Genomic DNA, 26,113 nt, shown 5'->3' with positions numbered 1-26,113 from the left:
TCCCCTCCCAAGTGCCTCATTGCTTCGGGCCGTAGCCTTTATGGAAAACGCATTCCAGATCGGGCGTGCAATCGGGGAGCCGGGGGAAGCTCAAAAGGAGCGCATCGTCGACCTCGCCGATAGCCTTGAACGGCTCACGCCAGCCGAGCGGTCGATCCTTGGCGCCCACTACCATTACATGCTCAGAACGCCTGAGTTTCGCGCTCGCCCCCTCGACCTGTGGAAGCACGACGTTCCGTCGCGATATCGGATCGTAAAGTCGCTGTACGTCGCGGTAAGCGCAGACGGCACGCTTTACGACGTCATCGTCGAACAACTTGAAATGCTGCTCGACAACGAGGGTATGGACGGACGCCGCACTGTGTCCGGCCTGATCCCCGCCCGTCAGGTCGTCCTGCGTTATGCGCGACCTGAATACGGGCCTGAGAAGTGGACCGGGCTCGCCCGCGAGGACGCCCAACTGCTTTCATGGATTGCAGCTCGACCGCGAGCCAACATGTCAGACCTTGAGGCACGGGCGCGGCAACTCGGTCTCGAATCCCATGAAGCGCTTCTGCGGATAAAGAAATGGGTCGAGACTGAGCCCGCGCTCGGAGCGGGCGACCGGAGAAGGCTCTCGGTGCCCTCCCCTGATCAGCGTCCGTAGGCCGGTTCGAAGGTGAAGGAACGAGGCGTCGGAGCGATTGCGGCGCCAAGGTCCAACGTATTCTCCGCCTCTTCCGATTCTTCCTCGTTTTCTTCGGACTCCACTCCTCCACCTGACCCGGTTGTCGACGAAGACGACGCAGCTGCAGGCTTCTCTTCCTCTTCAAGATCTGCGGGGTCGACCTTGTCATCCCAGCCGACAAGATGGATCGGAGGAACGGGATCGAACACGTCGGTACGCGAGCCCTGATGCCAGAGCACACCAAGGATGCGCGTGGCCTGAGTTCCGAATTCGCCCACGTGCTCGATCCAGCCGTCAGGCTGCAGGCGCCAATTCTGCCGGACCGATAGCCGCGTGCCGGCGAGCACTGATAGATCAAGGGCCCACATACGCCGGGACCGTCTGATGAAGCGCTCATCCAGGAACGTCATGCCTGCGGAAGCTTCTTCATGCGACCATCGGTTTACCAGGCGAAGGCGTTCGACCGCTGCTGCACCTGTGCCCCGCACACGTTCGCGGCCGATATGGTACATCGTGTGGCACTTCGAACAGACCGAAGCCAGTTCCTTGAGTTGCTGTAGGCCGTAGAACCTGTCGTCGACCGGCTCGGCGTATTCCCATATCTCATGACACTCGAGGTCGACGCCGGAGCCACATACAGTGCAACTCCTCGCCCGGCGGTCGAGCGCTTCGTGACGGAGGCGCCCCCAGCTCGACGGGACAAGCATGTTAGCCAAGCTCGATCCCCATGACGACGACGGGATAAGATCAGGAAGCAACGGGATGATGAAGCGCCGAGCAGCGAGGGGGAGATAGTCGTTCAATCCGTCCCAGTCACAACCGCTCTGCGGCCAACCTTCATCCGTGAGCGGCATGAACAGCCGGCCCTTCGAGGCGATCGCGCCCTTAGACAGCGCGTCCCTGCCCTCCTCGCTATCCATCGAGACGATCAGCCCGACCATCAACCCGAGGATGGAGACAGGTAGCCCGGTCTTCGACGGCTGGCGCTCCTTGAAAATGGGGCGTCCGTGGTAAGGCTGTGGCGCCCGCAGCATCACATCACCCAATTTCGGCGGGATGCTTTCGTGGCTCTCTACGGCCGAGATAATGATGGCGGGGGCCACTGAATCGACCACGACCTCCGGAATTTCCGTGCGCGCGAGAACGGTGTCGATCGCGTCCAGCAGCTTCCGGTTCAGATCATACTCGTCCAGGTCGCACTCGTAGTGGCTGGTTTGCTCGACAACGAAGTTTTCGAAGTCCTCACACGTTGCGGCTTCAAGGATCGCCTGATGTCGCTGGGTGGTTAGGCTCTCCACATTCCGTTCATGGGTCAGCCGGTGCTTCTTGGCGTCAGAGGACAGGCGCGCGCTTTGCATGCGCATCACCCTGGCACGCGCGAGCTCAAGCCGGATCTCACGAAACCGAGGATAATGGTCGTTGATGAACTCGACGAGCAAATCCTCCCGAGAGCGCCGCAAGGGTCGCTCCGTTGCCGTGATCCTCGCCTTGTGTCGGCTAAGAAGTTCGCGAACCTCTCTTTCCCTCAACGTCAACGACACTCTCGTCCATCCTCCTCAGGCGCCCGGAATTTATAGGATGGGATGGTAGAAGCGTAAAGCCAATCGCGGCAAGCTATAACGAAGCGGGCCGCCTGTCTTACGACGGGCGGCCCGCACGCGGTGCCATTCTCTTTCCAAGGTTTGACAGTAACGACTCAGCAACGCCGCGGTTCCCGCCGTAATTGAAAAAAACGCGCGCTCATCCTACTATGGAATGATGGACCGCCTGGCTAGACGAGCGAACGAAGCAGAAGAAGGAGGCGCATGCGTTCTCCACCTGCTGGATCGCGTCTGGACCATGCATCCTCATCTGCTGCCAGACGATTTACTCGCAAGCGCGCTCGGTGCTCAGGTACAGCACCTCTCACATCTCCCCGTGGGAGGCGGTTGGATGATGCGCTTCTTGCGCGAACTTCCGACATTCGTCGCGGCGGACGCCCCAATTCCGCGTAAGATTTCTCGGGAAATGGAAGAAGATGTCGTAGAAGCCCTTGCCCTTCGATGCACCTCACACGCCGGCGACGGTGAGGCAGTTTATCGAGACGCAGCGCGGATCCGGGCAGCCGCACTCAAGTTTCTGACGCCAGGCACAGTGTGCAGGATCTCGATATACGCCTATCAGCAGGCGATGCCCGGCACGGCCACATAGGAGGTGCCCATGAACTTTGATACCTTCGATCGCTATCCCGATCTCAAGCAGGCAGTTGAAGACTGCTATGAAGCCCAGGACGAGCAAACATCGTGGATTGTCCGTAATCACCCCTTGGTTGGGCCTTCACAGATCGCTGTCGAAACCCTCTATTTCCTGCTTTCGCGACTGCTGTGGTTGGGAGAGCCGGACTTCGCTGAAAATGCTGTCGTCCGAATGGATGAAGGCCGCCGCGAGCGGATGCGAGCGCTAAGCCTCGCAGTCGCCCAGAAAGGTATCACAGCTGTTCCAGAGATGGTGCTCGCACGCGATGAGGCTCTAAGCTGGGGGCCGTTGCCCGGGGTCCTGGCGGAGGACATATTCGACCTCGTTGAGACGCGCCTAACCTCAGGCGATGAGGAATCAAGGCTGGTTCGTCTTCACAATGAGGCGGTCGCCGCGGCGGCCCGGCTAGAGGACCTCCTGAGCGAGAACGTCGTTCTCTATGTTCTCGGTGCTGCCCAGACACGCTACCGACTGGGAAGAAGGAGTGCTTCACGGACTTTGTGAATCGCGACGTTCATCCTACAAACTCCGTCATGAAAATAGATCTCGTCAGTGCACGGCATAGCCCGGTCCGGCTGATCAAGGATGGACGGGAGCTCCGCCAGTTCCACGGCGCATTCGACATGTTCGACGAAAAAAGCGGGGCTATTTCCCTCGACGAACTAACGTCGGTCAGCGTCGTGGCGCCCTACAATCGCCCTTCGCGACGGTCCATATGGTTCCTGTTCGGCCTGGCGTCGGGCATTCTGGGGATTATCCTCGGGATCGATCCCTCCATTCTCGAGGTGGCGATCAGCCTTCCTATCGCGTTTGCTATTGTCCTGTCGATGATCCCCTCCGGATCGTCCACCGCACAGGTTCTGGTGCGGATCGTTTCAAGTGGTCGCCCTCACATGCTTGCGATGGCGCGCGAAGACCTCAGCAGGTTTCGTCAGGAAGTCCCCGGAGCCGAATGGGATGACGAAGAACAAGGAATGCGAGCCAAGCCCCTCAAGCCCAGGGAAAGGCTGAGGCTCAAGCTCATGCAGATCGGGCTGGCCATGGGTATGGTTTCGCTATCCAGTGGTGCGCTTATCTACCTGCAAGACCAACCGGGGCTCTTGCCGCTAGGGCATCCGGCAGGCGACGCGCTTGTTACGATCCTGGCCGCGAGCGAGGCGGTCGCCCTGATCCTCTTCGTAGCGTGCTGGGTCGTCTGGGTGCGAACAACCCTCCGCGCGCGCCGCCAACGGAACTAACGCTACCCCGGGTCAACAGGGCGGAAATGCGCGCCTCCACGGCGAAGCGGACGTTTATGGGACAACAGAATTCCTTTTTTGTGTATTGACAGCAGGATCAGCGCAGCGGGGGCTCCATTCCGGCCGACCCCCTTGCGTATCCTAAAAATTATCTTGCGTTCCCCACGTATCTAGCTCTATTTCAGGATACCGCAGCGGCGAAGGACAAGCGCCGTTGTGGAATCAGATTGGGGATTTTCGGTCAGATGCATGTAGCGAGCTTGGATTCCTGGGCCATTTCGGCTCAGGCGCTGGATAGACTTGCAATGAGTGGCGAGATCAATCGCCGCCAACGCCGAGATCTGGATCTCGCGATAAGCAATCTCGACCGCATGCTCAAGAGTTGCTATGGCAAGATCATTCGCAAGAAATACATGACGGATATGGGCGAGGATTGCGCCCAGGTTTGCCAGATGGGCATTCTTGCTGCCGTTCGGTCGTTCGACCCATCCCGTAGCTCGTTCTCGACGCACGTCTACAACCAGATGCGCGCCGCAGTCGGCGACCTCAAGCACAAGATGAAGCCGGAATCCCGGAACATCCAGACCATCGTGCCCGTCCGGCATGTTAGCCTCTTCACCCCTCTGCAGGACGACGGGGGCACTTCCACGCTCGCCGACGTAATCGAGGATCCCCAGGCGCAGAACGCTATCTTCAGCAACCTCGAAGTCAGCATGGTTTATCAGCAGATCGACCGTGCGTACTCGCATTATCTCGGACGCAGTGAAGGGCGTCGCACTGGGCGCTTGGCTACGCCTTCCGGCCTCCGTCTCCATCGCCTCAACAAGCTTCGCGAGCGCGAGGTGTTTGTGCGCTATTTCCTCCAGAAGGAAACGCTCGAGGTCATCGCGACGGACCATGAGATCACCCGCGAACGCGTCCGTCAGATCGCTGCCAGGATCTACACCGACCCTGAGGCCTTAGCTGAAGCTGAGGCAAAGGACGGCAGGACGCGCCAGCCTGGCGCCCTGAACCGCTACCTCGTCACCGCTCACGTATCCGAGGATTGCAGCGACGGCTATCACCCTGTGTGGGATGAGTATGTCGCGCTGGCATGGGTCGAGAACGGCCGAGACATCCGCCTTAGCCCGACCGCCCTCGATCTGTCGCTCGTCGACGCAGCTTCGGTCGAGTTCCATCTGGAGGATTCATTGGGCATCCTGCCGGAGCCGGAAGATGATGCCGTTGCCACCATCGTCGAGGATGTGTCCGACGAAGAGAGCGACGCGGAGCGTGTTGACGTTCCGATGTACGCCCTCGAAGAGCTTCCTCTCTTTTCTGTTCCTCCGAAGCCCTCCCGTCGGAATGCAATGCTCCGCCGGGTAGCGTCCGCAACCGTCGGAGTAGCCATGGCTGCGACCATGGCGAATGCTGCGGCGGCGCAGAGCTCGCGGGCTATACCGCCGGAGGAGTTCGAGACCGGAGTATCTCGTGTCCACAAGGCTGAAACCACGACTCTGCGCGCTCGCCCGCGATCGCTGCCTGCAACCACAACAGTGCTGGACGCATCCAAGATCGTCCTCCCCCATCAGGCCTACGGCGTAAAGGTCGCGAGCTATCCCAGCGTCGGCAAGATGCAGGCATCTTGGGCGGGCGTCCGGTCTGGGTGGGACATGCTCAAGGGGTTGCACCCCGCCGCTCTTGAGACCGCTACCGGCCAGTACGCACTCGTCTTCGGCCCTGTTACGCAGGAACAGGCTGTCGGGGTCTGCCACGAGGCAAAACGCCGCCCGCGTGAGTGTGAGGTTACCAAGTTCGGCCGTCAGAAGAATATCTCGAAAAAGAGTTCTCGGCCCAGCGCGCGCGGCTGACCTTACGACTAGCAACAATTGAGACGGCCGCCGGAACGATCTGGCGGCCGTTTTTCGTGTTAGAATGGAATGATCTGACCGGCGACCGATCGCACCCGCGGCGTCTCGGTTGACGTCAAGCGACATTCCCAAATCCATAGCGGCCGCGAAGCAATTCGCGGCCGTTCGCATATCCGCGCCAAAGTTCGGGCGGGAAAAGATCAATCGGAGGAAGACATGGAAAACGGTAAGAACAAGAGCATCCTGATCTCGAACCTTGTTCGGTGGGACAAAAATCCTCGCCCTCAGACGCTCATGGATCAGAACAGCGACATTGAAGCAAGCATCGAGAGCAAGGGCGTTCTCCTCCCGCTGATCGTCCGAGCCAAGAGCGGCGCCAACGGTATGTACGAAGTCATCGCGGGCGATCGCCGCCGTACTACGGTCCAGCATCTGGTTGATCTCGGGCGGTGGCCAGCCGATCGCCCCGTGCCCTGCCTAGTGCGCACCGATCTCGGAGACGACGCCGACGCGCTCGATGTGGCCACTTCGGAGAATCTCCATCTAGTGATGCACCCGATGAACCAGTTCATCGCGTTCAACGACATGTTCAAAGCCGGCAAGACGGTAGCGCAGATCGCGACATCCTACGGAGTGACGCCACGTACTGTCGAACAGCGTTTGTCGTACGCGAAGCTGGATCCCCGCGCGCGCGACCTGGTCCTTCAGGACAAGCGTGACCTGCAGTGGGCGAGCGCGATGACGGTGGCATCGGCCGACGAGCAGGCGGCGATGCTCGAGGAGATCGAGAGTGATCCGAACCGCTATCGCAACGCGATGGAGGTTCAGCGCCGCCTCTCCACCGAGCTTGTGTCGATGGCGTACGCGCTGTTCGACATCTCGGAGGTCGAAACTTCGCTCGTCCGCAAGGACATCTTCGACGTCGCAGAACCGTCCTACCTTCCGACCGCAGAGTTCCTGCGCCTCCAGGATATCGCGGTCGCGCGGCTCGTGGATGAGCGCAAAGCAGAGGGATGGAGCCGCGTCACGGTTCTCACGGACCGGACGTTCGACCGTTGGCAGTACATCGACGGTGTGGAAGACAAGGAGCGTGGCGAAGTGGTGTTCGTGCGGCACCAGACCGGCCAGGTAGTGGAGCACAGCGGCCTCGCCTTGCGTGCGGAAGCGCGCATCCAGTCGGCTGACACCGTCGAAGACGCGCAGGCGGGTGACGCGCTGTTCGGCGAAGGCGCCGATGACCTGCCCCCGATCGTCGGCGATACCGCGCCCGGAGCGACGGCCATCCTCGAGAACAAAGCGACGACGACCTACCTGGAAAAGAACCGCGCTCTCGTCGTCCAGGCCATGCTGATGGGGTCGGACCCGAAGCTTAGCCTCGCCGTGACGATCCTGGGCCTGCTTTCGGAAAGCGCTCCGAAACTGGTGGAAGGCCGTAGCTTCTCGGATATGCGCGACATTGATCCCGAAAGCCGTACGCGCGCCGCGGTCGACCTCCACCTGGAGGCTATGAGCCGCCAGTTGCGAGCCCTCGGCGTGGCTCCCGACGCAAGCTACGACGACAACATGCGGGCTCTGTTGAAGGGCGAGCGAGACCAGTTGCTGGCGATCCAGCAGGTTCTTATCGCCACCCGGGTGTCGACCTCGCTTACCGGGATCGACCGCCTTCTGGATGTGGCCTCGGATCTTGGAGACGTGTCGCTTTCGGCCGTCTGGTCGCCGGACCGCACCTACTTGTCGACCCTGTCGAGCGAGCAGCTCAAGGCCCTTGCCACTGACCTGCTGCCCTCTCGTTTGGCGACCAAGGTCAAAGGGAAAAAGCCGGACATGGTGGAGACCGTGTTTCAGCACATCGACGATGCCCATGAGGAAGGGGCCCGCTTCGATGACGCGGAACGGATTGCCATCACTTCCTGGGCTCCGAACCTTCTCGGGGGTGGTCGACCGAACCAGATCGCTTCCCCCTTCGGCGAGGACGATGGCGACCACTTGTTCGGCGACATCAACGCTGACGATCACGTGGAAGCCTGAAAGCGCGTGGGGAGGTCCTCCTCCCCAGCCCTCGCATAACAGACAATAAGCTTACCGGAGAAACCCATGAATCAGCCAAGCAAGCATCTGCTCGCGATCCGTTCTGGTCAGAAGATCGAGGCCGTGAATGTCGCCGAGCGTCGGGAGGCGTTCCGCGAGGCCTGTCGGGCTATGCGGAAGTATCTCAGCCCTGTCCTGAAGCCTGCAGGGCCTTGGTTTGCGCGCGTCGACAAGCTCCGCCTTCTGTGCGGGCTGGAGGCGGATGAACGCATCGTGGTGGAGCTTCTGGCTGCACGCCTCGTCGCACAGCTCGATGCGTGCGCTGCGCCCGGACCGTATGTGGACCTGCTGGAAGCCGCAGGACTCCAGATCGTTTCGAGCGGGATCAGCCTTGGCGATGACGAGACCTGCCAAGTTCGGATCGTCGAGGGGAGCCCGGAGCCCGAGGAGGGATGCCGTGTGATCAGCATCGGTGAATTCTCTATCGTGCTCTCCGACGCGTCTCAACCGGGTCGCATTGACGTTGCGGATCGACTAGCGGCAGCAGCCGAAATCGACTCCCTTGCGGTCCGCAACTCCGGGGGCCTCGCCAACGTCGAACTTTCCTATGGGCCGGCCCCCCTCCAAGACGTGATGCTCTTTGACTCGGTGCACGATCCCTGGCGCGCCAGCACGATCTACAGCGACAAGCTGAAGGCCCACCCCAATCAGGTCATCGAGCCAGCTCCCCTGGCTGCAACCGCCTACCCGGAGCCGACGTATCGTCCGCTCCTTCCAGTAGCTGCAATCGAGCGAGGCATGATCTCGGACGTCCAGTTCGAGGCTATCGTCTACGGCCTTCAGGCCACCGAAAAATACCTAGGCGGGGCGCCGAGCGGGAACGAGTGGGACAAAGCGCCGCGCGGAGGCTTCATCGTCGGGGACGGAACCGGCGTCGGCAAATCGAATATCGCAATGGGGATGGTCCTCGACCAATGGCACCGGGGGCGCAGACGCCATGTGATCGTCGTGGAACGAGAAAACCACTACCGCCACATCCAGGAGGCCTGGGAAACCCTCGGCGGAAAGCCGCGCGATATCGTCTGGCATGGTCATTATGAAGCTCGAGGCGAACTCCCCGATCGCGATGCGGTCATCGTCACTAGCTATGCCCTCATCCGTAACGACGACCGGTACGAGGCTCTGCTTTCCTGGGCGAGGACGCGAGGCGAGTACCACGGGTTCCTGATCTTCGATGAGGCGCAAAACATGCGCAATGCTGTCGAAGACGAGATGCACGAAGGGGGGAAAGTCCGCTTCGGGTCCAACCAGAGCCAGCAGGGTATGCGAGGCGTCGAGATCCAGGAAGCCCTGCCCGATGCGCGGGTGGTCTACATGTCAGCGACGATGGCTACCGACGTGTTCAACCTGGGTTACGCCGCGCGCCTAGGCCTGTGGGGGCATAATGCCCCATTCGGTAGCCTCAAGCACTTCTTGGAAGCGATGCGTGGCCTCGATGAAGCCGGACTCGAGCAGGTCAGCATCGATCTTAAGTCGGCGGGACGATATTGCAGTCGCAGTCTGTCGTTCGACGGGGTCGAGTATGAGGAGCTGGAGCATGCCATGACCCCCGTCCAGCGCCAGAGCTTCGACGCCCTGGTCCGTGGGTGGCAGGAAGTCGACAAGATTATGGACGAAGCAAGCCGCCTCTGTGGGGGGCGCCGGCCCCGTGAGGAGATCGTCCGAACGAAGACCATGAACCAGACGATGAAGCGCTTGGCGGTGGAGCAGGCACTCTCCGGCTTCGTCACTGAATCACTCGTGGACAGCATTCACCGCGACATTGCAGAAGGTCGCGCACCCGTAATCCAGATCGCTATGACGGGTGCGGCTCGGCTCGAGCAAATCGCAAACGGCCGCTCCTACGTCCCTGAGGAAGACTTCTTCGAAAAGGGCGTGCTTCAGCGCATCGATCAGTTGATGAACGTCCACGAGGTTGAATACGTTCAGGCGGTGGACGCGAAGACCGGAAAGCCCAAGTTTGACGCCACCGGAAAACCCGTGCTCGAGACGGCTTACTTGCTCGACGACAACGGGAAAAAGATCGAGAACCAGAAGGCGCTCGATCTTCGGAACAAGGTGATCGCACTGGCGCGCGACCTCTCCCCTCGGCATGGCATTCTCGACCGGCTCTACGAGGCCTTTCCTGCCTCCATGATCGCCGAGATGACCGGTCGTAAATACCGGGCACTCCCCCACCGCGAGAAGGGGCAGGTCGTCGGGTGGCACATCGAGGAGCGGTCGCCAAAGGATAAGGACGCTGATGTCGACGCATTCCTGCGCGGCGAGAAAAAGATTCTCGTCTTTTCGCTCGCTGCGGGCGGTAGCGGCCGGAGCTATCATGCATCCTCGGAGTGTGCGAACCAGATGCGGCGTGTGCACTACATAGTCGAACTCGGCAGGCGTGCAGATCAGGCTGTTCAAGGCATCGGGCGGACGCACCGCTCCGGCCAGGTTGTCGCCCCAATCGTCAAGATCGTTCGCTGTGACATCCCGGCGCACATGATCTACGCAAGCCGCACGCTTGAGAAGCTGTCCAAACTGGGAGCGCTTAGCAGCGGTCATCAGCAAGCGAAGACCAACGCCATTCTCGAACAGCGCATCCCCTTGCGCGGCCGGTATGCACAGCTCGGCTGGACCCGCACGTTGGACGACGTCATCGCGGGCAAGCTGGCACCAGTCACCTACGGGAGCCTGGTGAAGGATCTGAACCTTGAGGTCGCGACTACGGATCGTCTCACCAACAAACCGCTCAGTGAGGACGAGATTCAGCGCAGGCAGACGACCGCCAAGTCTGTGATCAAGCAGATCGAGCAGGTGATCGAGAAGATTGCGCTGCTCACTGACGGTGACCAGCGGGCATTGATCGACACATTGGCCCGACATACGGAAAGCGAGATCGCGGAGGCGGTGCGCAAGGGGGAATACAACCAGGGTCTGGAGACCATCCGAGCGTCGTCAATCAAGGTCATCGACGAACGTCGGGTCGTGAACCCCAGCGGCGGCGCGACGACCTATGTCCGTCTCCGCCGTCAGGACGATGTGAAGCCGATCACCTTCATGGCGGCATCGGTAAAGGCGGCAAATGCCCGTCGCAAGCGTGCAAGCAGCGCGCTGTTCCTGCGTCACCGCGTAAGCGGAAGGGTCATGCTTGCCATAACCGGCGAACGTTCGACGGGTATCGTCGAGACTTTCTCCCCGCGCGGAACCGAGACGCGCTCGATCGAGATGCTAAGGCATGAGCCCTGGAAGATCATTCAGGATATGTTCGAGGCGGAGCGGCTCTGGGACCTGGAGAAGGAACGCCTGGACATGAAGGGGGTCTCGGATATCCACATGCTGACCGGCTCGCTCCTATATAACTGGAGCAAGCTTCCAGAACGCAACTTCGGTCTCCAGCGCTGCAAGACCGATGATGGTCGTATTATCGTCGGTCGCGTCATCCACTCGACGGACCTGCGCAAGACATTGCAGGACATCGGCATCCAGGCGGGCTACAAGCCCATCCAGATCAGCATGATGCTCAGCAAGGTTGACCAGGGTGCCGAGATCGCCATCGACAACGGTTGGCGGATCGTCGGCTGCACGAGCGGCTATCGACTGCTGGTGCCTGATGAAGAGCAGACCGGAGAACAGCGAGCGGCAATGCAAAGGATGGGCATTCTGGTTCATGACACACCTCTTGGTCATGAACTGGAAATCCCACGCGCTACCGCGGTCGCAGTGGTGCAGCAGTTGTCCGTCGGATCGGAGCTTACCGTGCAGGGTGTTGCCAATGTTCAGGCAGCACCTCAACCAGCCAACTCTGCGTTGTCGGCCTCGCCGCTTCCCCTCGCAGCGTAAAGCCAGGAAGACACGGGGCAGCCCTTGCGGTCGCCCCGTATCACCTGTCATACTTCCCATCCGGAAAGTCCCGCCCCGAAGGGAAAAGTAGATGGCCTTGCAGGTACGAACCAGGGAGGAAATCGAGAGAGCAGCAACCGCTCTTCAAGACGACCTGATCGCGCGTGCCGTCAGCAGCTCGAGGGAAGGTCGAAACTCCCTCATCGAGGCCCCTACTGGAGCCGGCAAATCCCGTATGTACACGCGATTGGCGAATGAGCTGGCCGGCAGCGACAAGCGAGTGTTTGTGGCGGCACACCGCCTTGCATTGGTGACCCAAGGGGCCGACAACTACGACCGGTGGAACGACAGCCGGCAAGGCGAGACGACCCTGGGGATGAAGGGCGATATCGACCAAAGCGGCCGTATCGTCTTCTCCAGTATCCAGACGGCCTCATCCGAAAAGAACCTAGAGAAGCTCGCGCACTACGATATTCTGGTCATCGACGAGGCGCATCACGCCACCCAGGACCACATCCAGTACTGTGCCCTCATCGACAGGATGAAAAAGAGCAACCCGAACCTGATCGTGGTTGGCGCCACGGCCACACCGCCTGAACTCCACAAGGGACTCCATCCTGAACTCGCGAAGGCGGATCATCATGTCGCCACCTTCGAGCAGGCCATTGAGGCCGGTATCGTGGTCGTCCCGGAAACAGTGCGCCCACATTACCTGCTGAACGACGAACGCAGCACGGTCGCCGATGTCGTCAACAGACACCGTGCGGACCCGAGGTCGGCTGAGATCGAGGGCGGCGTTACCCGCGACATGCGTGGACTGCTGCCGGCCAACTGGATCGAACTCTGTGCAGACATGTACGAGAAGCACCTTTCCGGTCGTCAGAGCTTAGGCTTTCAGGAGCGGATCTCGGAGGCTAACGAGCTTTGCGAGGAGCTTCGGGGGCGCGGAATCCGCGCATCTACCGTGCACAGCAAGATCCGCGATGTTGAAAAGGTCATGCGTGCTTACAAGCATGGCGAATACGAGGCTCTCCTGTCTGTAGACATGATCTCGGAAGGCTGGGACGTTCCAAAATGCCGGGGTATTCTCCTGACGAAATACCAGACCAGTGAGAAGGAGCTCCGTCAGATATACGGGCGAACGTCCCGCGGCATCGAAAGGGCACATGGCGAGACAGCTCCCCTCCTAGTCGACCTAGGGGCCTCGACGCTTATGCATGGCGACCTCGGGGCGATCGCGAGACTTCAAAGCCTGCGCGGTGACATCGATCGCGATGTTGTTCCGAGCGATGAACTGTTGCCGGGGAAATCTCGACGGGCATTTTCACCCTGGGTGCCCATGCCAGCCCGTTCTCCGGATGCTCCCCAGGTTTTCGGGACCTCGATCGACGGACGACTGATCTACGCCGCCGAGACAGCTAAAGGCTATGTGGCCGTGACGACCGCGCACCATGAGAAGCGGGGCGACAAGGTCGAACTACTCGATATCCCCGGTCAGGTGCGTAAGGGCATTGTATCGCCAGATCGCCTTGGGCACTGGATGAGGGCTCACATCCATACCAACGAACGCGCGCTTGCTCAGATGACCAGCCGGAGCGGACAAGGCGTCTCCCGGCTAGAGGCCCTCCTCCACGCTGACTTCAACCGCAATGGTGCATCAATCACAAATATGGTCAGGATGATGACACTGCCTCCCATCCCCAAGGGACAGCACATTGGAATGAATGCCGGATGCCAGCGATAGACCCACATGTAGCGATCGCCGGCCTCGACTGTCGGATAGACGAGAACGGGCACTCTCACCCGTGGCGTATGATCTGCTGGCGTCCCGTGAGCACTGGAGACTTCATAGTGCGCCGGGCGGGACGCATTCCGGAAGGCCTGCGGTGGCTTTCGGTGCCGAGAGACCCTCTTTACGGTGACTTGCGAATGTTGCCAGAACCGCCGCTGGCTGAGCAGGCTCGCGAGATCGCGAAAGAGATGCTCCAAGCCGGAATGCGCACTTTGCTCGTCGCCGACGAAGCTGCAGCGCGAGTGGTCTACGATACTCTGCGCCAGTGCGGCATCACGGTCACGGAAGTTCACGGATACGCGACGAAGGAACAGGCGATGAGGGACGAGGGGCGCTGCCTTCAGGCCGGCTTTCCCGGTGAAGCTGGCCGGGAAATATCAAACATCAGAAAAATGGCAGGTGTCTCCGCATGAAGGCCTATCGGATCAACAGGGATCTGACAGTCGACGAAATCGACGCTCCGATCGAGTCCTGGAAAACACCAGATATCGTCTGGGCGATGCTCGGTTTCGATACCGTCAACGACATCTGGTACGACGATGAGGCCTTGTTCGACCCTGGCGCCATCACCGCTTCGATTGGTAGGCATCCGAGGGTGCCTCTTCCTGCCTATATCGTCGGAAGCGACGGCGAGGATTTTGCCCCTCCGACCATCCCCATAGATCTGGTCCGTCTTTCCTTAGACTGACCACAACACCCCTCGAAAACTACTGACGCCGCGCGGCCTTCCGCGCGGCGTTTTGCATTTGCTCAAGGAATGTCCTCATGTCCTACGATAACGCGACTATCTCCGCCGCCGTTGAGACGTTCGCCATGCAGCGAGCAAGCGAGCTCGGCATCTCGGCGCATGACTCCGATCGGCTCCTTCCATTGACCCAGTCGGCGATCGAAAAGATCGCGCTTCAGTTGGCGCTGGAGGGAATGTCCTACACCGACGCCCTTACGCTAGTCGACGAGGCCTCGCTGGAAATCGGGCTGGAGAGCGCCGCCGCGACGGATCTGGCCGAGCGAGCCTATGTCAACCGCAACTCGCCCGTCCCTGCACCGCCGACCGGTGTGGCTTCTGCTCCGATCAGCCAGCCCGTCCGGGCTCCCGTTCTGCCGGCTGCACCGGCGGTCCTCCAAGCCGAGGCGGCCACGGGCTCCACTCAGGCTCAGAGCACGCTGAACGAAGGTCGCGAACTGCTGATCGCCTCGCACTCCGGTGACGCGTCCCCTGATGGTCTCCCGGGGATCATCCCGGAGCCGGTGAGGGAGACGATATTGGCCGCTCCGAACATGGGTGCACCCGCGGTTCTCCGCTACCCCACCCAAGCGCCGGCGGAGCCGCTCCTCGGCCATACGGTGGCAATGAAGCACGTCACCGAGGTCATGCCCTGGCTCGAAGGCAACAGCCGCGCCTACATGTTCAACTTCGAAATTCCGGTCGTGTCATGGGAGGGGGGTAAGCTTCACCCTCGGATCCCGAAGAAGATCCGCTTTCAGTACAATCTGCCTGACCTGCATGCGGCTCTCTACGCCTTGGCGACCAACACCGTTACCAACCTCGTGGGCCCCACGGCCTGCGGCAAGACGGAGCTCGTCAAGCAGATTGGTGTCGCGGTGAACATGCCTGTGACGCTCGTGCCCATGGACGCAGGAATCAGCCGTAATCAGCTCATCGGCCAGCGCGGGATCATGCCGACGCCGCATGGACCGCAGGATGTCTGGCGCGACGGCATCATCGCTCGCGCCCTCCAGGAGCCTGGTATCATCCTGTTCGACGAGGTCGATCGAGGTGCTGCAGACATCCACTATGCGATCCACTCGGTCTATACCGGCGATGGCCTGACGTTGCTCGACGACGGCGGACGCGTGATCCCGATGCACGAGATGAACCGCGTCTTCACCACTTCGAACACGAAGGGCCGCGGCAGCTTCGACGGCCTCTACCAGGCCAGCGAAGAGATGACCGAGGCCACCCGTCGCCGACTAACCCAGTGGGTCGAGATGGATTATCAGAGCAAGCAGGAAGACGAGTCCGTCCTTGAGGAAAACTTCCCGGGGATCGACGAGTTCGCCGTCGACGCGATTACCACGATCGCGGCGTACATTCGTGAGCAGTACAAGGGGGCGCTCATGTCCCAGAGCTGTTCGCTGACCGACCAGATCGAAACGGCGCGTCGCTACGCCTTCCTATCCGCCATGACTAGGGATGAGACACAGCGGAAGCTCATTCTTGCAGACTGTGTGCGTATGATCATGGCCAATCGTGCGAACGAAGCCGACAAGAGCCTGATTGAGACGAATGCTGCGACGAAGATCGGTGTGAACATCGTGCAGGATGGTACACCGTTCCTCGACCCCGCGGGCGTTTAACTCGGCTCCTCAAAGTCACAGAAAACAGGAGTGCCCATGGGCATGTTAAGTGTCGTCCAACAAGAACGACGTCAGGTCGTGACCGATACCTTCGGACGTCCTTTCCGCGACGTGCCGATCCCCGAACGTCGCCGCTGCATCACAGGCTACCATCTGCGTCATGTGATCGAAGGGGTCGTCCGCGGCATCACCGGCAAGACGATTAAGCACGCTTATGGCGGCTCGGGTGCCGCCACCGGCGAAGATTTCATGCTTCTTCCGAGAATTCCGCAGAACTGGCTATTTACCGTCCGCGAGCAGCATATCATTCTCGGCTATACGGTGCATGAGATATGCCACCAACTCTACACCGAGTTCGCGCTTCTAGACAAAATCTTCCCCAATCGAAACGAGCCTGAGTTCAAACCCACAAGGCGGCAGAAACATCTAAAGGCCTTCTGGAACGCGATTGAGGATTATCGCATCGAAAAGGTTTGCAAGCCGAAGCATCCGGGCTTCTTCGGCTACATCAATGTCACCCGCGACCACTCCGCCAAAAAGTTCATGGAGCGGGTGGCTAACGGAGAATACAGGCCGGCGCAGCTTTCGAACCCGTTCTACATCGGCGCAGTCGCTGTAACCTGGTTCGCGGCCGCCCTGAACGGCTATCGGACCCCCGCTCCTGCTCTCGCCTTGGAAGCAATCAATCCTGCCCTGCGTGCTTGGGTAGAGAGCTGGGGCCCCGAACTCGCCAAGGTCGCCGTAAACGACGACTCCCTGGCCCTCGCCGAGCAGATGGTTGAAGACCTATACCGCCAGATGGCGCAATCGGAAGCGAACGATGCCGCGGACGAGGAGCCGAACAATCCCGGTGCGGAAACGGACCTAGAGTCGCACACGAACAGTGACCCCGAGCCTCCGGAAGCTGACGAAGAAGTTACTGATCCTGCAGAGCAGCCGCCAGGTGACGACGCAGACGGGGAAAGCACGGGGGAAGCGGGCGATACGGGCGAAGATGGCGCCGCCGGCGCTGACGACGACGCTGAAGGCAACGACACTGAGCTGCCCGCGATCGATGACCAATCCGCTCACCCGTCGGACGAGCAGCCAGGCGACAAAATGGACGCCGAGAGCACGACGGAAGAAGCTGAGACGGGCGAAGGTGGCGCCACCGACGATGCTGCCGACACCGGTCTGCCACCTCCAGAGGACGGTACTGGAGACTCTGACGCTCTGGACGCATCGAATGCAGAGGGTGACGAGAACCAGAGCCCTGAAGATTCAGGTGATGCCGGAGAAGATGAGGGTGACGCCGGTGATCCAGCCGGCGGTGAGGCTGCCCCAGGTGCGCCCGCAGCCGACGGGCAAGAGTCTGCCGCCGACCCCTCCGACTGTGCGGTCGCCGATCCGGCTGGTGACGACGGCGCCAAAGAACCTGAGGCGACCGACAACCCGGGATCCGATGCTGGAAACAAGCCGGCAAACGATGTGTCAGATGCAAGCGACGCGACGCCAAGTGCCGAAGTTGAGGAGCCGGAGGTCGAACCAACCACGTCCGGTACGGCTCCGACTGAAGCTGGCGCTACGCAAGGGAACGCAGACAATGCTACCTCATCGTCTTCAGACAACCAGGGAGGCGAAAGCCCTGCAGGAGACAGCGCCGATGCAGGGCGTGGGAATGCATCTGGGAGCGCGGACGCCTCGATCGACCCGGAGGACCTCTCGGAGCAGGAGCTCGACTTCGACGACAGCATCAACGAGGAAGAACAGTCGTGCGCGACGCGACCCGTGGTGGACGTCGAGAATGCTGACGATGAAGCCGAGCCTGAAGCCGCCGATCTCGACATCGACGAAATCATGCAGCAATTCGAAGAAGTCGACGCAGCCGAACCGCAGGACAGCACAATTGTCACTCCTGAGGAGATAGCCCAGGACGACGATCATCCGGAGGAGACTGACACCGAACGCCGGATACGCCGGGACGAGGTAGCCAAGGCAGGAGCCGCCAGATACGCGCACATCCGGGCGAGCCTTGGGGGACCGGCGCAGCGATCTGCCGGTGTCGTGAGGCGCCTGCTGCAATCGCGTGCTACCACCCGCATTCTTCGCGGACGGGAAGACGGGGATCTCGACTTTGAGCGCGTGGTCGGGATGGCGGTGGGGGATAGTTCCATCTACCGCCAGATGGCGAAGAGGATCCAGATCAACACTGCCCTCGTTGTGCTTCTGGACAACTCGGGCTCCATGAAAGGGCATCCGCTAGAGGTCTGCCAGCAGTCGGCGATTGTTCTCGATCAGTCGGTCGCCGGTACGAAGACCGCGATTGAACTAACTGGCTTCACCAGCGACTGGATGAGCGGGAAAGTGCAGTTGTACCAGTACAAGACGTTCGACCACAAGGGTTCAATGGCAGCATCTTCGCTCGGCAACATGACCGAGGTCATGACCGGGGGGACCCCCGTTGCTATCCCGATTTATGATGCTCTGCGAAGGCTTTCCGCTCGCCCGGAGGACAGAAAGATCGTCATCGTGGTCTCGGACGGCGGGGCGTCCGATCCGGTGGAAGCCTTGGAAGCTCGCGAAGTCGCCGAGTCCATGGGCATCTCCGTTGTAGGGCTATCCATAGGCGGCGAACGCGAGCTTGTAGAGATGCGGGAATGGTGCCGGCTCGCGCACGGTGTCAGCAACATTGACCAGTTGCCCCACGCTCTGACCAGCATCGTTCAGGAGATTTTACATTGAAGATCGTTCATTTCATGACGCTCGACGTAGGGACTGGGCCTGTCTCCCTGATCGAGCTGAAGGAAAATTCGGAGCACGTCATGCTCAGGATCGTGCACAACGCCGCTTTTGACGCGGTGAAGAGCATAGATCCTGTTGCAGCAAAGGCCTACGTCGCCGGGATCCGGGGGGCGCGGTACATGCAGGACACCGTGGCCCCGCAACACGATCTCCGCCTGTCTGATGAGATCTCGAAGTGGGTAGCGAAATGGGGGGTTCGGGTTCACCGGATCCGCTGGGACGAAGGACGCAGAGGCGTGGTCCTCGCAACCCCTGCGGATCTCGAGCAATATGACGCCGCAATGGCCGGTATCGCGCCCGCGCTCGCACCGCGGCGCAGCCAGCGGATCATGGCCTAGAAGCGGCCGATAACAAAGGTTTAATGGAAGATGTGGATGGTGCTGCACGTGGATGAGGCGGTCTATACGGAGTACGACCAGCTTTGCCACGTCAACGTAAGTGTGGTCGACCGGAGTGGCAAATGCGTGATGCGCCGGCGCCCGATAGATGCGCTCGCCGCTGAGGGCATCGTACGCCCCATCGAGACGGACCGGTTCAATCCGATCACCTACGACTTCCTGTCGGAAGTCTGTCGTGATCACGCTCCCGCGATCCATGCGCGCTATGTCGCACCTGCGGGGCGATACCCCGCCATGGCGGGAGGCAGCGAGGATGTCGCAGTCGGAGATGGCCTCAGCGAGATCCGCTTTCCCCTGAAGGTCTCTCGCTCGGAGCGCATCTTCGCCTGAGGCGCGAGACCTTGGCGGATTTAGCCGTGCCATCCTATAATGCGCATATGGCTAAAAAACCCTCCGCCCCGGCCAAAAAGGCCTTCACGCACAAAGATGGTATGGGTTCGCTGTTCTACGACGCACCCGGTGCCCCTACCATGAGTGGCAGCTTCAACTTCGGAGGCGTCACCTACGACGTCACCGCGGAGCCGGCCAACGACAAGAACAAGAAGGAGTACCTTCGCGTCACCGCAAATGGGGTGTCGGGAGCGCTCTACGATAACGAGCGCGCCACTTCGGATCGTCATCCGGTCAAGACTGGTCCGATCGAAGTCGCAGGCCGAAAGCAGCGCATCGCCGCTTGGACCAAACAGACCCAGACCGGCGAAAACGCGGGTCAGAACTATCTGTCCATCGCGATCTCGGATTTACGCCCCGCAAGTTAACGCTCGGCGCTCTGACGCCGTCTTCAACCCCCCGGACAACTGACGCGGATCCTCAATCCGCCAGACGCCTCGATCAGCCGCTAACCACGGCGGTTCGGGGCGTTTCGCAATTCGGACTGTCCACCAGGAGAGGGCCAATCATGCCGCAACCAGCCGTAGCTATCCCGTTAAAACATCCTACAATATCATTTTTACGGATGGTTTCCCCTGAAGGCGAAATCCAGGAACAGCTTGAAGAGCTGCTCAAGGACGCAGGGGCCCGGGGTGTTGAACTGGTGGTGGACATTCAGGAGGAAGAACTTTGGCTTGGCCATATCGAGCGGAAATCCGCTCCCCGCGGCTCGGGGGCAAACGTGCTTCAGGAGCTGCTTGACCTGGCCGACGACTGGAGCCTGCCGGTTCGGTGCGCTGTGGACGCGAGCGCAGAAGCCCTCCTCGAGTGGTATTTCAGTCTAGGTTTTCATCTCGAGACGACCTGTGATGAAACCGGAGGGCGGCGGGATCACGCCATCCTCGCTCGCGATCCCGAATTCCCGCTTCCGAGCGTGAGCCCATCCCGTTTTCAGGAGGCATAAGCATGCTCCACCAGTTCGCGAAAGACAAGGCGGGTGCAGTTCCCGGCCATGTGTTCACTCCGGCAACCTCTGAGGCAGAGTTCCAGTGGCTGTACGAGAACGGCATGACAATCGACCTGTTCGCCGGCGGCGGCGGCGCTAGCGTCGGCATCGAGAAGGCTCTGGGCCGGCCCGTGTCCCTTGCGCTCAACCATAATCCCTATGCCGTCGCACTCCATGCGGTGAACCATCCGAAGACCCGCCACATTTGTCAGGACATCGAAACGGCCGACCCTATCAAGGCGACCCGGGGTCGCCCTGTCTTCCTGCTATGGGCGAGCCCGAGCTGTACGCAATTCTCGCGCGGGCGGCACGCCCTGCCAGCCGAGCGGCAGCTTCGCGAGATGGGCTGGCGCGTCCTTGATTGGGTTCGCGCCACTCGCCCCGTCGTCGTCTGCATGGAGAACGTGGTCGAGTACCTTAAATGGGGGCCGCTCAACGCCGACGGTTATCCCATCCGGGAACGCGAAGGAGAGACCTGGAATGCGTTCGTCCAAGCGTTTCGCGACCTCGGCTACTCCATCGACTGGACGCGTCTGAATGCCGCGGACTGTGGCGCGCCCACGGCTCGCCACCGCCTGTTTGTGCAAGCCCGCCGAGACGGCCACCCCATTCGGTGGCCAGAGCCGACGCACGGGCCTCAAACAGGTCGCCCCTGGAAGCGCACCGCTGACTTCCTGGACTGGAGCCAGGAAGCGCCGTCGATCTTCAACCGCAAGAAGGACCTGGTGCCCGCGACCATGGAGCGGATCTTTCAGGGGTTCGAGCGCTTCATCGTAAACGATCCGGACCCTTACATTGCCCCTCCTGAGGCGAAGATCTCCCGGAACGACAACGTCGACCTGGTGTCGGCCTTCCTCACCCAGAACAATACCGGGATGGTTGGGCGTGATGTCAGGCAGCCGCTGTCCACCCTCACCAGCAAGGCATGCAACCAGAGCCTGGTGCTCGCCTACATGACGAGGCTGCGCAACAACGCTGTGGGGTCGTCGCTGGGGGACCCGTTGGCCACCATCTGCGCCAGCGGTGCTCACCACGCGGAGATCCGAGTGTCAGCATACGCCATCAAATACTATTCCGAAGGCGGTGTCCTGCAGGACCTCCGCCAGCCAGTCGGCACCATCACGACGCGCGATCGCTTCGCAGTGGTCACGATCCACGGCAACGATTATGTCGTTTCCGATATCGGTTTCAGATTTCTCACCGACCGAGAACTCTTCGATCTGCAGGGGTTCAACCGCGATTTCCTCGAGGGTCGCGAGTATCAGATCGACCTCATCGCCAATGGCAAGCCACTAACGGGCAAGCAGAAGAAGCTGATGGTCGGCAATTCGGTAGCTCCCCCGGCAGCTGCCGCAGTCGTGTCTGCGGCGGTAGCCCCGTACTCCGACGAGAGTTTCAGCCTGCCGCTTGCAGCCTGAGCGACAGCCTCCGCGGACGAAAAGATAGAACAGGAAAGTAGATGCGCGACAGAACACTCATGTTCGACACGGAGACCACCGGTCTGAACGCGACTGACGGCGATCGCATCATCGAGATCGGTGTTGTCGAGTACGACGGCATGCAGCCGACCGGCCGAACGTTCCATACCTATCTGGATCCAGACGGCCGTCAGATCCCCGCTTCCGCGATCGCGGTTCACGGGATCACCAACGAGTTCTTGATCGGCAAGCCGCACTTCGAAGACAAGGTTGACGAGTTCCTCGATTTCATCGCCGACGATCCCATCGTCATTCACAACGCCGAGTTCGATCTCGGCATGCTGAAGGCCGAACTGGACCGGCTGGACCGGGCGATGATCGAGAACAAGATCATCGACACCCTGAAGCTTGCCCGCGATCGCTTCCCCGGCAAGAAAGTCAGCCTCGACGTCCTGGCAAACCGCTACAACATCGACACGTCCAAGCGCGAGAAGCACTCGGCCATCGTAGACTGCGAAATTCTCGGGCAGGTCTACCGCCATCTCGTTCAGCAAAGCGAGCTGATGATTGGGGCCGTGCAGGCTGCCGTGCGAGACGCGCGCCAGCAACCCCGCGGGCAGAACGCCACTGCCGCGGCCGAAGAGAAGCTGGACCTCGGCGACCGTCCGGAGGTCATGACGGCGCCCCGTGTCGATGGCATCGTCCCCTTCCTCCGCGGAACGACGCACTTCTCCCTCTTCAACAGCGCACTGAATGCGGCCCAACTCGTGAAAGAAGCGAAGCGGCTCGGCTATACCCACGTCGGCCTCGCCGATCGCTCTACGACTGCCGCCTCGCTGGACTTCGCATCCCACGCCCGCAAGAGCGGCCTCGTCCCCATGGTCGGCGTCGAGTTGCCCCTACAGACGGGGCCAAACGCACCGCTCGTGCTCTACGCAATGACGGCGGAAGGCTGGCGGAACATCCAACGTCTGACCACCCTCAACAACGTCGAGAACAAGGGGCGCGGTATCACCAGCTCCCAGCTGTTGCAGCACCGCGACGGTATCGCTGTCCTCGCCGGCGGCACCTACGGGGCCATTGCACATATCCTGCGAACCCAGGGCGCCGAAAGTGCGCTGAAGGCCTGCCGCTTTCTCTCCAACGCCTTCCCTCGTGCCTTCGCGATCGAGATTGATCGGAACGCGCGCACTCCTGACCTGAGGACAGAGCACGGGCTGCTCGAAATCGCTCGCCAGCTCTCCCTGCCCACGATCGCCACCAGTGTTGCGCGGTCTTCGAAAGGCGATGAGGATCTTGTCGCGGTGGTTCGGGCACTGGAACCGGGCGCCAACTACGACCCAACCGACAACGATCACGAGCGCCTGCGCGACATGGAAGAGATGCGAAAGCTGCATGCCGACCATTTGGATGCGCTCGACAACGCGCCGTGGTTCGCCAGCCTGTGCGAGTTCGCGCCGGATGCCGCAAAGCCTATGCTTCCCACATTCGAGGCGTCTTCCGGCGTTTCGGAAGATGAAGCTATCCGCGGGATGGCCCGAAGCGGCCTCGACGCACACCTGCGGAATATCGATCCGGGGATGCATCAGGTCTACAATGATCGCTACGACTACGAGATGGGCCTCATCACGAAGCTCGAGTTCTCAGGCTACTTCCTGATCGTTGCCGATTTCATCCAGTGGGCCAAGGCTCAGGGGATTCCCATTGGTCCGGGACGCGGTTCAGGCGCCGGCTCAATCGTGGCGTGGGCCATGGGCATTACAGCCCTCGACCCCATCAAGATGGATCTTCTGTTCGAACGCTTCATCAATCCTGATCGCGTTTCACTGCCCGACTTTGACATCGACATGTGCGACGAGCGGCGCGGCGAGATCGTTGATTACGTCCGCGAGCGCTACGGAGCCGAGCGTGTAGCGCTGATCGGCTCCTACGGCACCCTGAAGGCCTCCGGCGCCATCAAGGACGTCGGCCGCATGTTGGGGCTGCCCTACAGCATGACTGACCGTATCTCCAAAGCGATCTCGATCATGCTCAAGGATGACGGCGACAAAGAGGGCATGCTGACCCGTGACATCATGGCGTCTGAGCAGATCCGTGAAGTCGTCACGACCCGGGAGGCGAAGGAGGCGCTCGAGCTCGCCTATCGCATCCAAGGGACGCCGAAGTCCAAGACGATGCATGCCGCCGGCGTCATCATCGCGGACCGAAACATCGCCGACATCACCGCCCTGGACGCACCGGACCCGGAGAAGCCCGACCAGATCGTCACCCAATATGACATGAAGTCCGTCGAAAAGGCGGGGTTGGTGAAGTTCGACTTCCTTGCCCTTTCGACGCTGACCTTGATCGAACGAACCCGGGTGATCCTTGCCGGCAAAGGCATCGATCTCGATCCTTATGCCGTGCCTCTCGACTACGAGCCTGCATTCACACAGATCACCGCCGGTCACACCTCAGGCATCTTCCAGATGGAAAGCGGCGGCATGACGCGCGCCTGCAAAGAGGTGCGCATCGGCAACTTCGAAGACATCGTAGCGATGATCTCGCTCTATCGGCCTGGCCCGATGGAGTTCATTCCGATGTACGCGAAGCGCAAGAAGGGCATCGAGCCGTTCGGCACTCCCCATCCGCTGCTCGATGACGTCGCCAAGAACACCTACGGAATCTTGGTGTATCAGGAGCAGGTGATGCAGGCCGCACAGGTACTTGCAGGCTACACGCTCGGCCAGGCTGACCTGCTGCGACGCGCTATGGGTAAAAAGATCCAGGCCGAAATGGACGCGCAGCGCGCTACCTTCGTGAAGGGCTGCTGGGAGGTCAACCAGATCCCCGAGGAACAAGCGAACGCGCTCTTCGACATCATCGACAAGTTCGCGGGCTATGGCTTCAACCGAAGCCACGCGGCCGCGTACGGTCTGCTGGGCTACATCACGTCCTGGCTGAAGGCGAACTATCCGGCGGCTTTCCTCGCCGCAGCAATGGATTCCTCGATCGGCAAGGGGGATCAGAAGGAGAGGATCGTGCGTCTCGCTTACGAAGCCAGGCGCCTTGGTATCGGCTTGCTGCCCCCGCGCATTGCACCCGACGCTGACCGGTTCACGGTCGACGACGCTGGTCAGATCGTCTGGTCGCTCCGGGCGGTGAAGGGTCTGGGTGGCGCCGTGGTCAACAACCTGGTTCGGATCGCCTCCGAGGGGGTCGATGACTATCGAGACCTCGTGGACAAAATGGGGGGAGTGACCAACAAGAACCAGATGCTGCAGCTCGCTACCTGCGGCGCGTTGGACGCCTTCTTCCCTAGCAGGGCGAAAGCTATCCAGTCGATCCGCGGCAGCTTCGCCGCGATCGCCGAGGAGGCCAAAGCAAAGAAGGCTGGCCAGGTCGGGCTGTTCGACGACGATGAGGCCATGCGGGTCGAGAACAACCTCCGCGAGAATGAGATCGACGACAAGGAGGTGCTCGCGCTCGAACGAGAAGCCCTCGGCCTCACCCTCTCCGCACATCCGCTCGACAACTACGTCGCACGGCTCGCCTCAAAGGGGATCTTCACCCCCAATGTGGTGGCAGATCTGATCGAATACATGCCGGTAGCGATCGCCTGCATGGTTGATGAGGTGAAGATGGGCAAGGGCAAAAACGCCTACATGTCCGCTCTCATCTCGGACGAAATGACGTCGATGACGGTTGGTTGCGAAGAGACGTTAGAGGGGGCTCCCCGGATACAGCCTGGCGCCCTGCTGTGCCTGCGCGTCAGCGCGTACGTCAGTAAAGGCGAACGTCGCCTCCGGATTGAGGAGGTCATGGGAACTGTCGAGGAGATGATGGGGGGACGCACCATCCGCATCGGCGTCGACCAGGCTTTCAAGAAGAACGAGCTCCGCGCACTACTCGCCTTGGCCGAGGAGGGACCTGACCGGGTCCTCGTCGCCCCGCGCGAGGGAATGTGGACGGCTACGCCACCCATCATCAACGTCAGCGAACAGCTGATGGACGAAATCGGTCGCCTTGAGGGCGTATTATCCGTGGAAACCTAAATACATGCTCTTTACGTCTTGGTCACCTCATCCCTATCATAGGGGACGAGGCGGCCG

General features: G+C 60.9%; 18 protein-coding genes. 17 read left to right on the top strand and 1 reads right to left on the bottom strand.

What is annotated here, in order from left to right; genetic code table 11:
* The first annotated feature begins 40 nt into the window (after window positions 1-40).
* Window positions 41-646: a hypothetical protein gene (locus tag QP045_RS00900; protein ID WP_422513067.1), complete on the top strand. Its 606-nt coding sequence runs from the start codon at window positions 41-43 to the stop codon at window positions 644-646.
* Here the strand turns inward: QP045_RS00900 and QP045_RS00895 are convergent.
* Entirely contained in the window at window positions 634-2,106 is a 1,473-nt protein-coding gene (locus QP045_RS00895) for a hypothetical protein (protein ID WP_422513066.1), read from the bottom strand. The genes QP045_RS00900 and QP045_RS00895 overlap by 13 nt on opposite strands.
* A 760-nt stretch (window positions 2,107-2,866) precedes the next feature.
* Between QP045_RS00895 and QP045_RS00890 the strand changes: the two genes are divergently transcribed.
* The 16 genes from QP045_RS00890 to dnaQ all read left to right on the top strand — a co-directional run bounded on the left by QP045_RS00890 (window position 2,867) and on the right by dnaQ (window position 26,056).
* A complete protein-coding gene (locus QP045_RS00890; RefSeq protein ID WP_422513065.1) occupies window positions 2,867-3,406 on the top strand; it encodes a hypothetical protein in 540 nt (179 codons plus the stop codon).
* A 29-nt stretch (window positions 3,407-3,435) separates the two neighbouring features.
* The gene (locus tag QP045_RS00885) at window positions 3,436-4,140 is read left to right on the top strand and encodes a hypothetical protein (protein ID WP_422513064.1); all 705 of its coding nucleotides are present in this window, start codon (window positions 3,436-3,438) and stop codon (window positions 4,138-4,140) included.
* 305 nt (window positions 4,141-4,445) lie between these two features.
* Window positions 4,446-5,990, top strand: coding sequence for a sigma factor-like helix-turn-helix DNA-binding protein (locus QP045_RS00880; RefSeq protein ID WP_422513063.1), 1,545 nt, complete (start codon window positions 4,446-4,448; stop codon window positions 5,988-5,990).
* Between the two features lie 216 nt (window positions 5,991-6,206).
* Window positions 6,207-8,018: a ParB/RepB/Spo0J family partition protein gene (locus QP045_RS00875; protein WP_422513062.1), complete on the top strand. Its 1,812-nt coding sequence runs from the start codon at window positions 6,207-6,209 to the stop codon at window positions 8,016-8,018.
* Window positions 8,019-8,084: 66 nt separating this feature from the next.
* Entirely contained in the window at window positions 8,085-11,900 is a 3,816-nt protein-coding gene (locus QP045_RS00870) for a strawberry notch-like NTP hydrolase domain-containing protein (RefSeq protein WP_422513061.1), read from the top strand.
* Window positions 11,901-11,991: 91 nt separating this feature from the next.
* Window positions 11,992-13,644, top strand: coding sequence for a DEAD/DEAH box helicase (locus QP045_RS00865; RefSeq protein ID WP_422513060.1), 1,653 nt, complete (start codon window positions 11,992-11,994; stop codon window positions 13,642-13,644).
* Window positions 13,645-13,829: 185 nt separating this feature from the next.
* On the top strand, window positions 13,830-14,105 hold the full coding sequence (locus QP045_RS00860; protein WP_422513059.1) for a hypothetical protein: 276 nt from the start codon (window positions 13,830-13,832) through the stop codon (window positions 14,103-14,105).
* Window positions 14,102-14,380: a hypothetical protein gene (locus QP045_RS00855; protein ID WP_422513058.1), complete on the top strand. Its 279-nt coding sequence runs from the start codon at window positions 14,102-14,104 to the stop codon at window positions 14,378-14,380. Before QP045_RS00860 ends, QP045_RS00855 begins: the two co-directional genes overlap by 4 nt.
* Window positions 14,381-14,562: 182 nt before the next feature.
* Window positions 14,563-16,050, top strand: coding sequence for an AAA family ATPase (locus QP045_RS00850; protein WP_422513057.1), 1,488 nt, complete (start codon window positions 14,563-14,565; stop codon window positions 16,048-16,050).
* A 36-nt stretch (window positions 16,051-16,086) separates the two neighbouring features.
* Entirely contained in the window at window positions 16,087-18,771 is a 2,685-nt protein-coding gene (locus QP045_RS00845; protein ID WP_422513056.1) for a cobaltochelatase CobT-related protein, read from the top strand.
* Between the two features lie 14 nt (window positions 18,772-18,785).
* Window positions 18,786-19,169, top strand: a complete 384-nt coding sequence (locus QP045_RS00840; protein WP_422513055.1) for a hypothetical protein — start codon at window positions 18,786-18,788, stop codon at window positions 19,167-19,169.
* Window positions 19,170-19,205: 36 nt separating this feature from the next.
* A complete protein-coding gene (locus tag QP045_RS00835; protein WP_422513054.1) occupies window positions 19,206-19,559 on the top strand; it encodes a hypothetical protein in 354 nt (117 codons plus the stop codon).
* Window positions 19,560-19,606: 47 nt separating this feature from the next.
* On the top strand, window positions 19,607-19,987 hold the full coding sequence (locus QP045_RS00830) for a hypothetical protein (RefSeq protein WP_422513053.1): 381 nt from the start codon (window positions 19,607-19,609) through the stop codon (window positions 19,985-19,987).
* 140 nt (window positions 19,988-20,127) lie between these two features.
* Window positions 20,128-20,562, top strand: a complete 435-nt coding sequence (locus tag QP045_RS00825; protein ID WP_422513052.1) for a hypothetical protein — start codon at window positions 20,128-20,130, stop codon at window positions 20,560-20,562.
* A 104-nt stretch (window positions 20,563-20,666) separates the two neighbouring features.
* Complete coding sequence (locus QP045_RS00820; protein ID WP_422513051.1) at window positions 20,667-22,022, top strand: DNA cytosine methyltransferase; 1,356 nt, start codon at window positions 20,667-20,669, stop codon at window positions 22,020-22,022.
* Between the two features lie 41 nt (window positions 22,023-22,063).
* A complete protein-coding gene (gene dnaQ, locus QP045_RS00815) occupies window positions 22,064-26,056 on the top strand; it encodes a DNA polymerase III subunit epsilon (protein ID WP_422513050.1) in 3,993 nt (1,330 codons plus the stop codon).
* The last annotated feature ends 57 nt before the right edge of the window (window positions 26,057-26,113 follow it).

It is taken from the genome of Sphingomonas sp. 3-13AW (genome assembly GCF_049311085.1).
Lineage (GTDB): Bacteria > Pseudomonadota > Alphaproteobacteria > Sphingomonadales > Sphingomonadaceae > Sphingomonas.
Note: the sequence above shows the minus strand (reverse complement) of the source record. Positions and strands in the feature narration are given on the sequence as shown.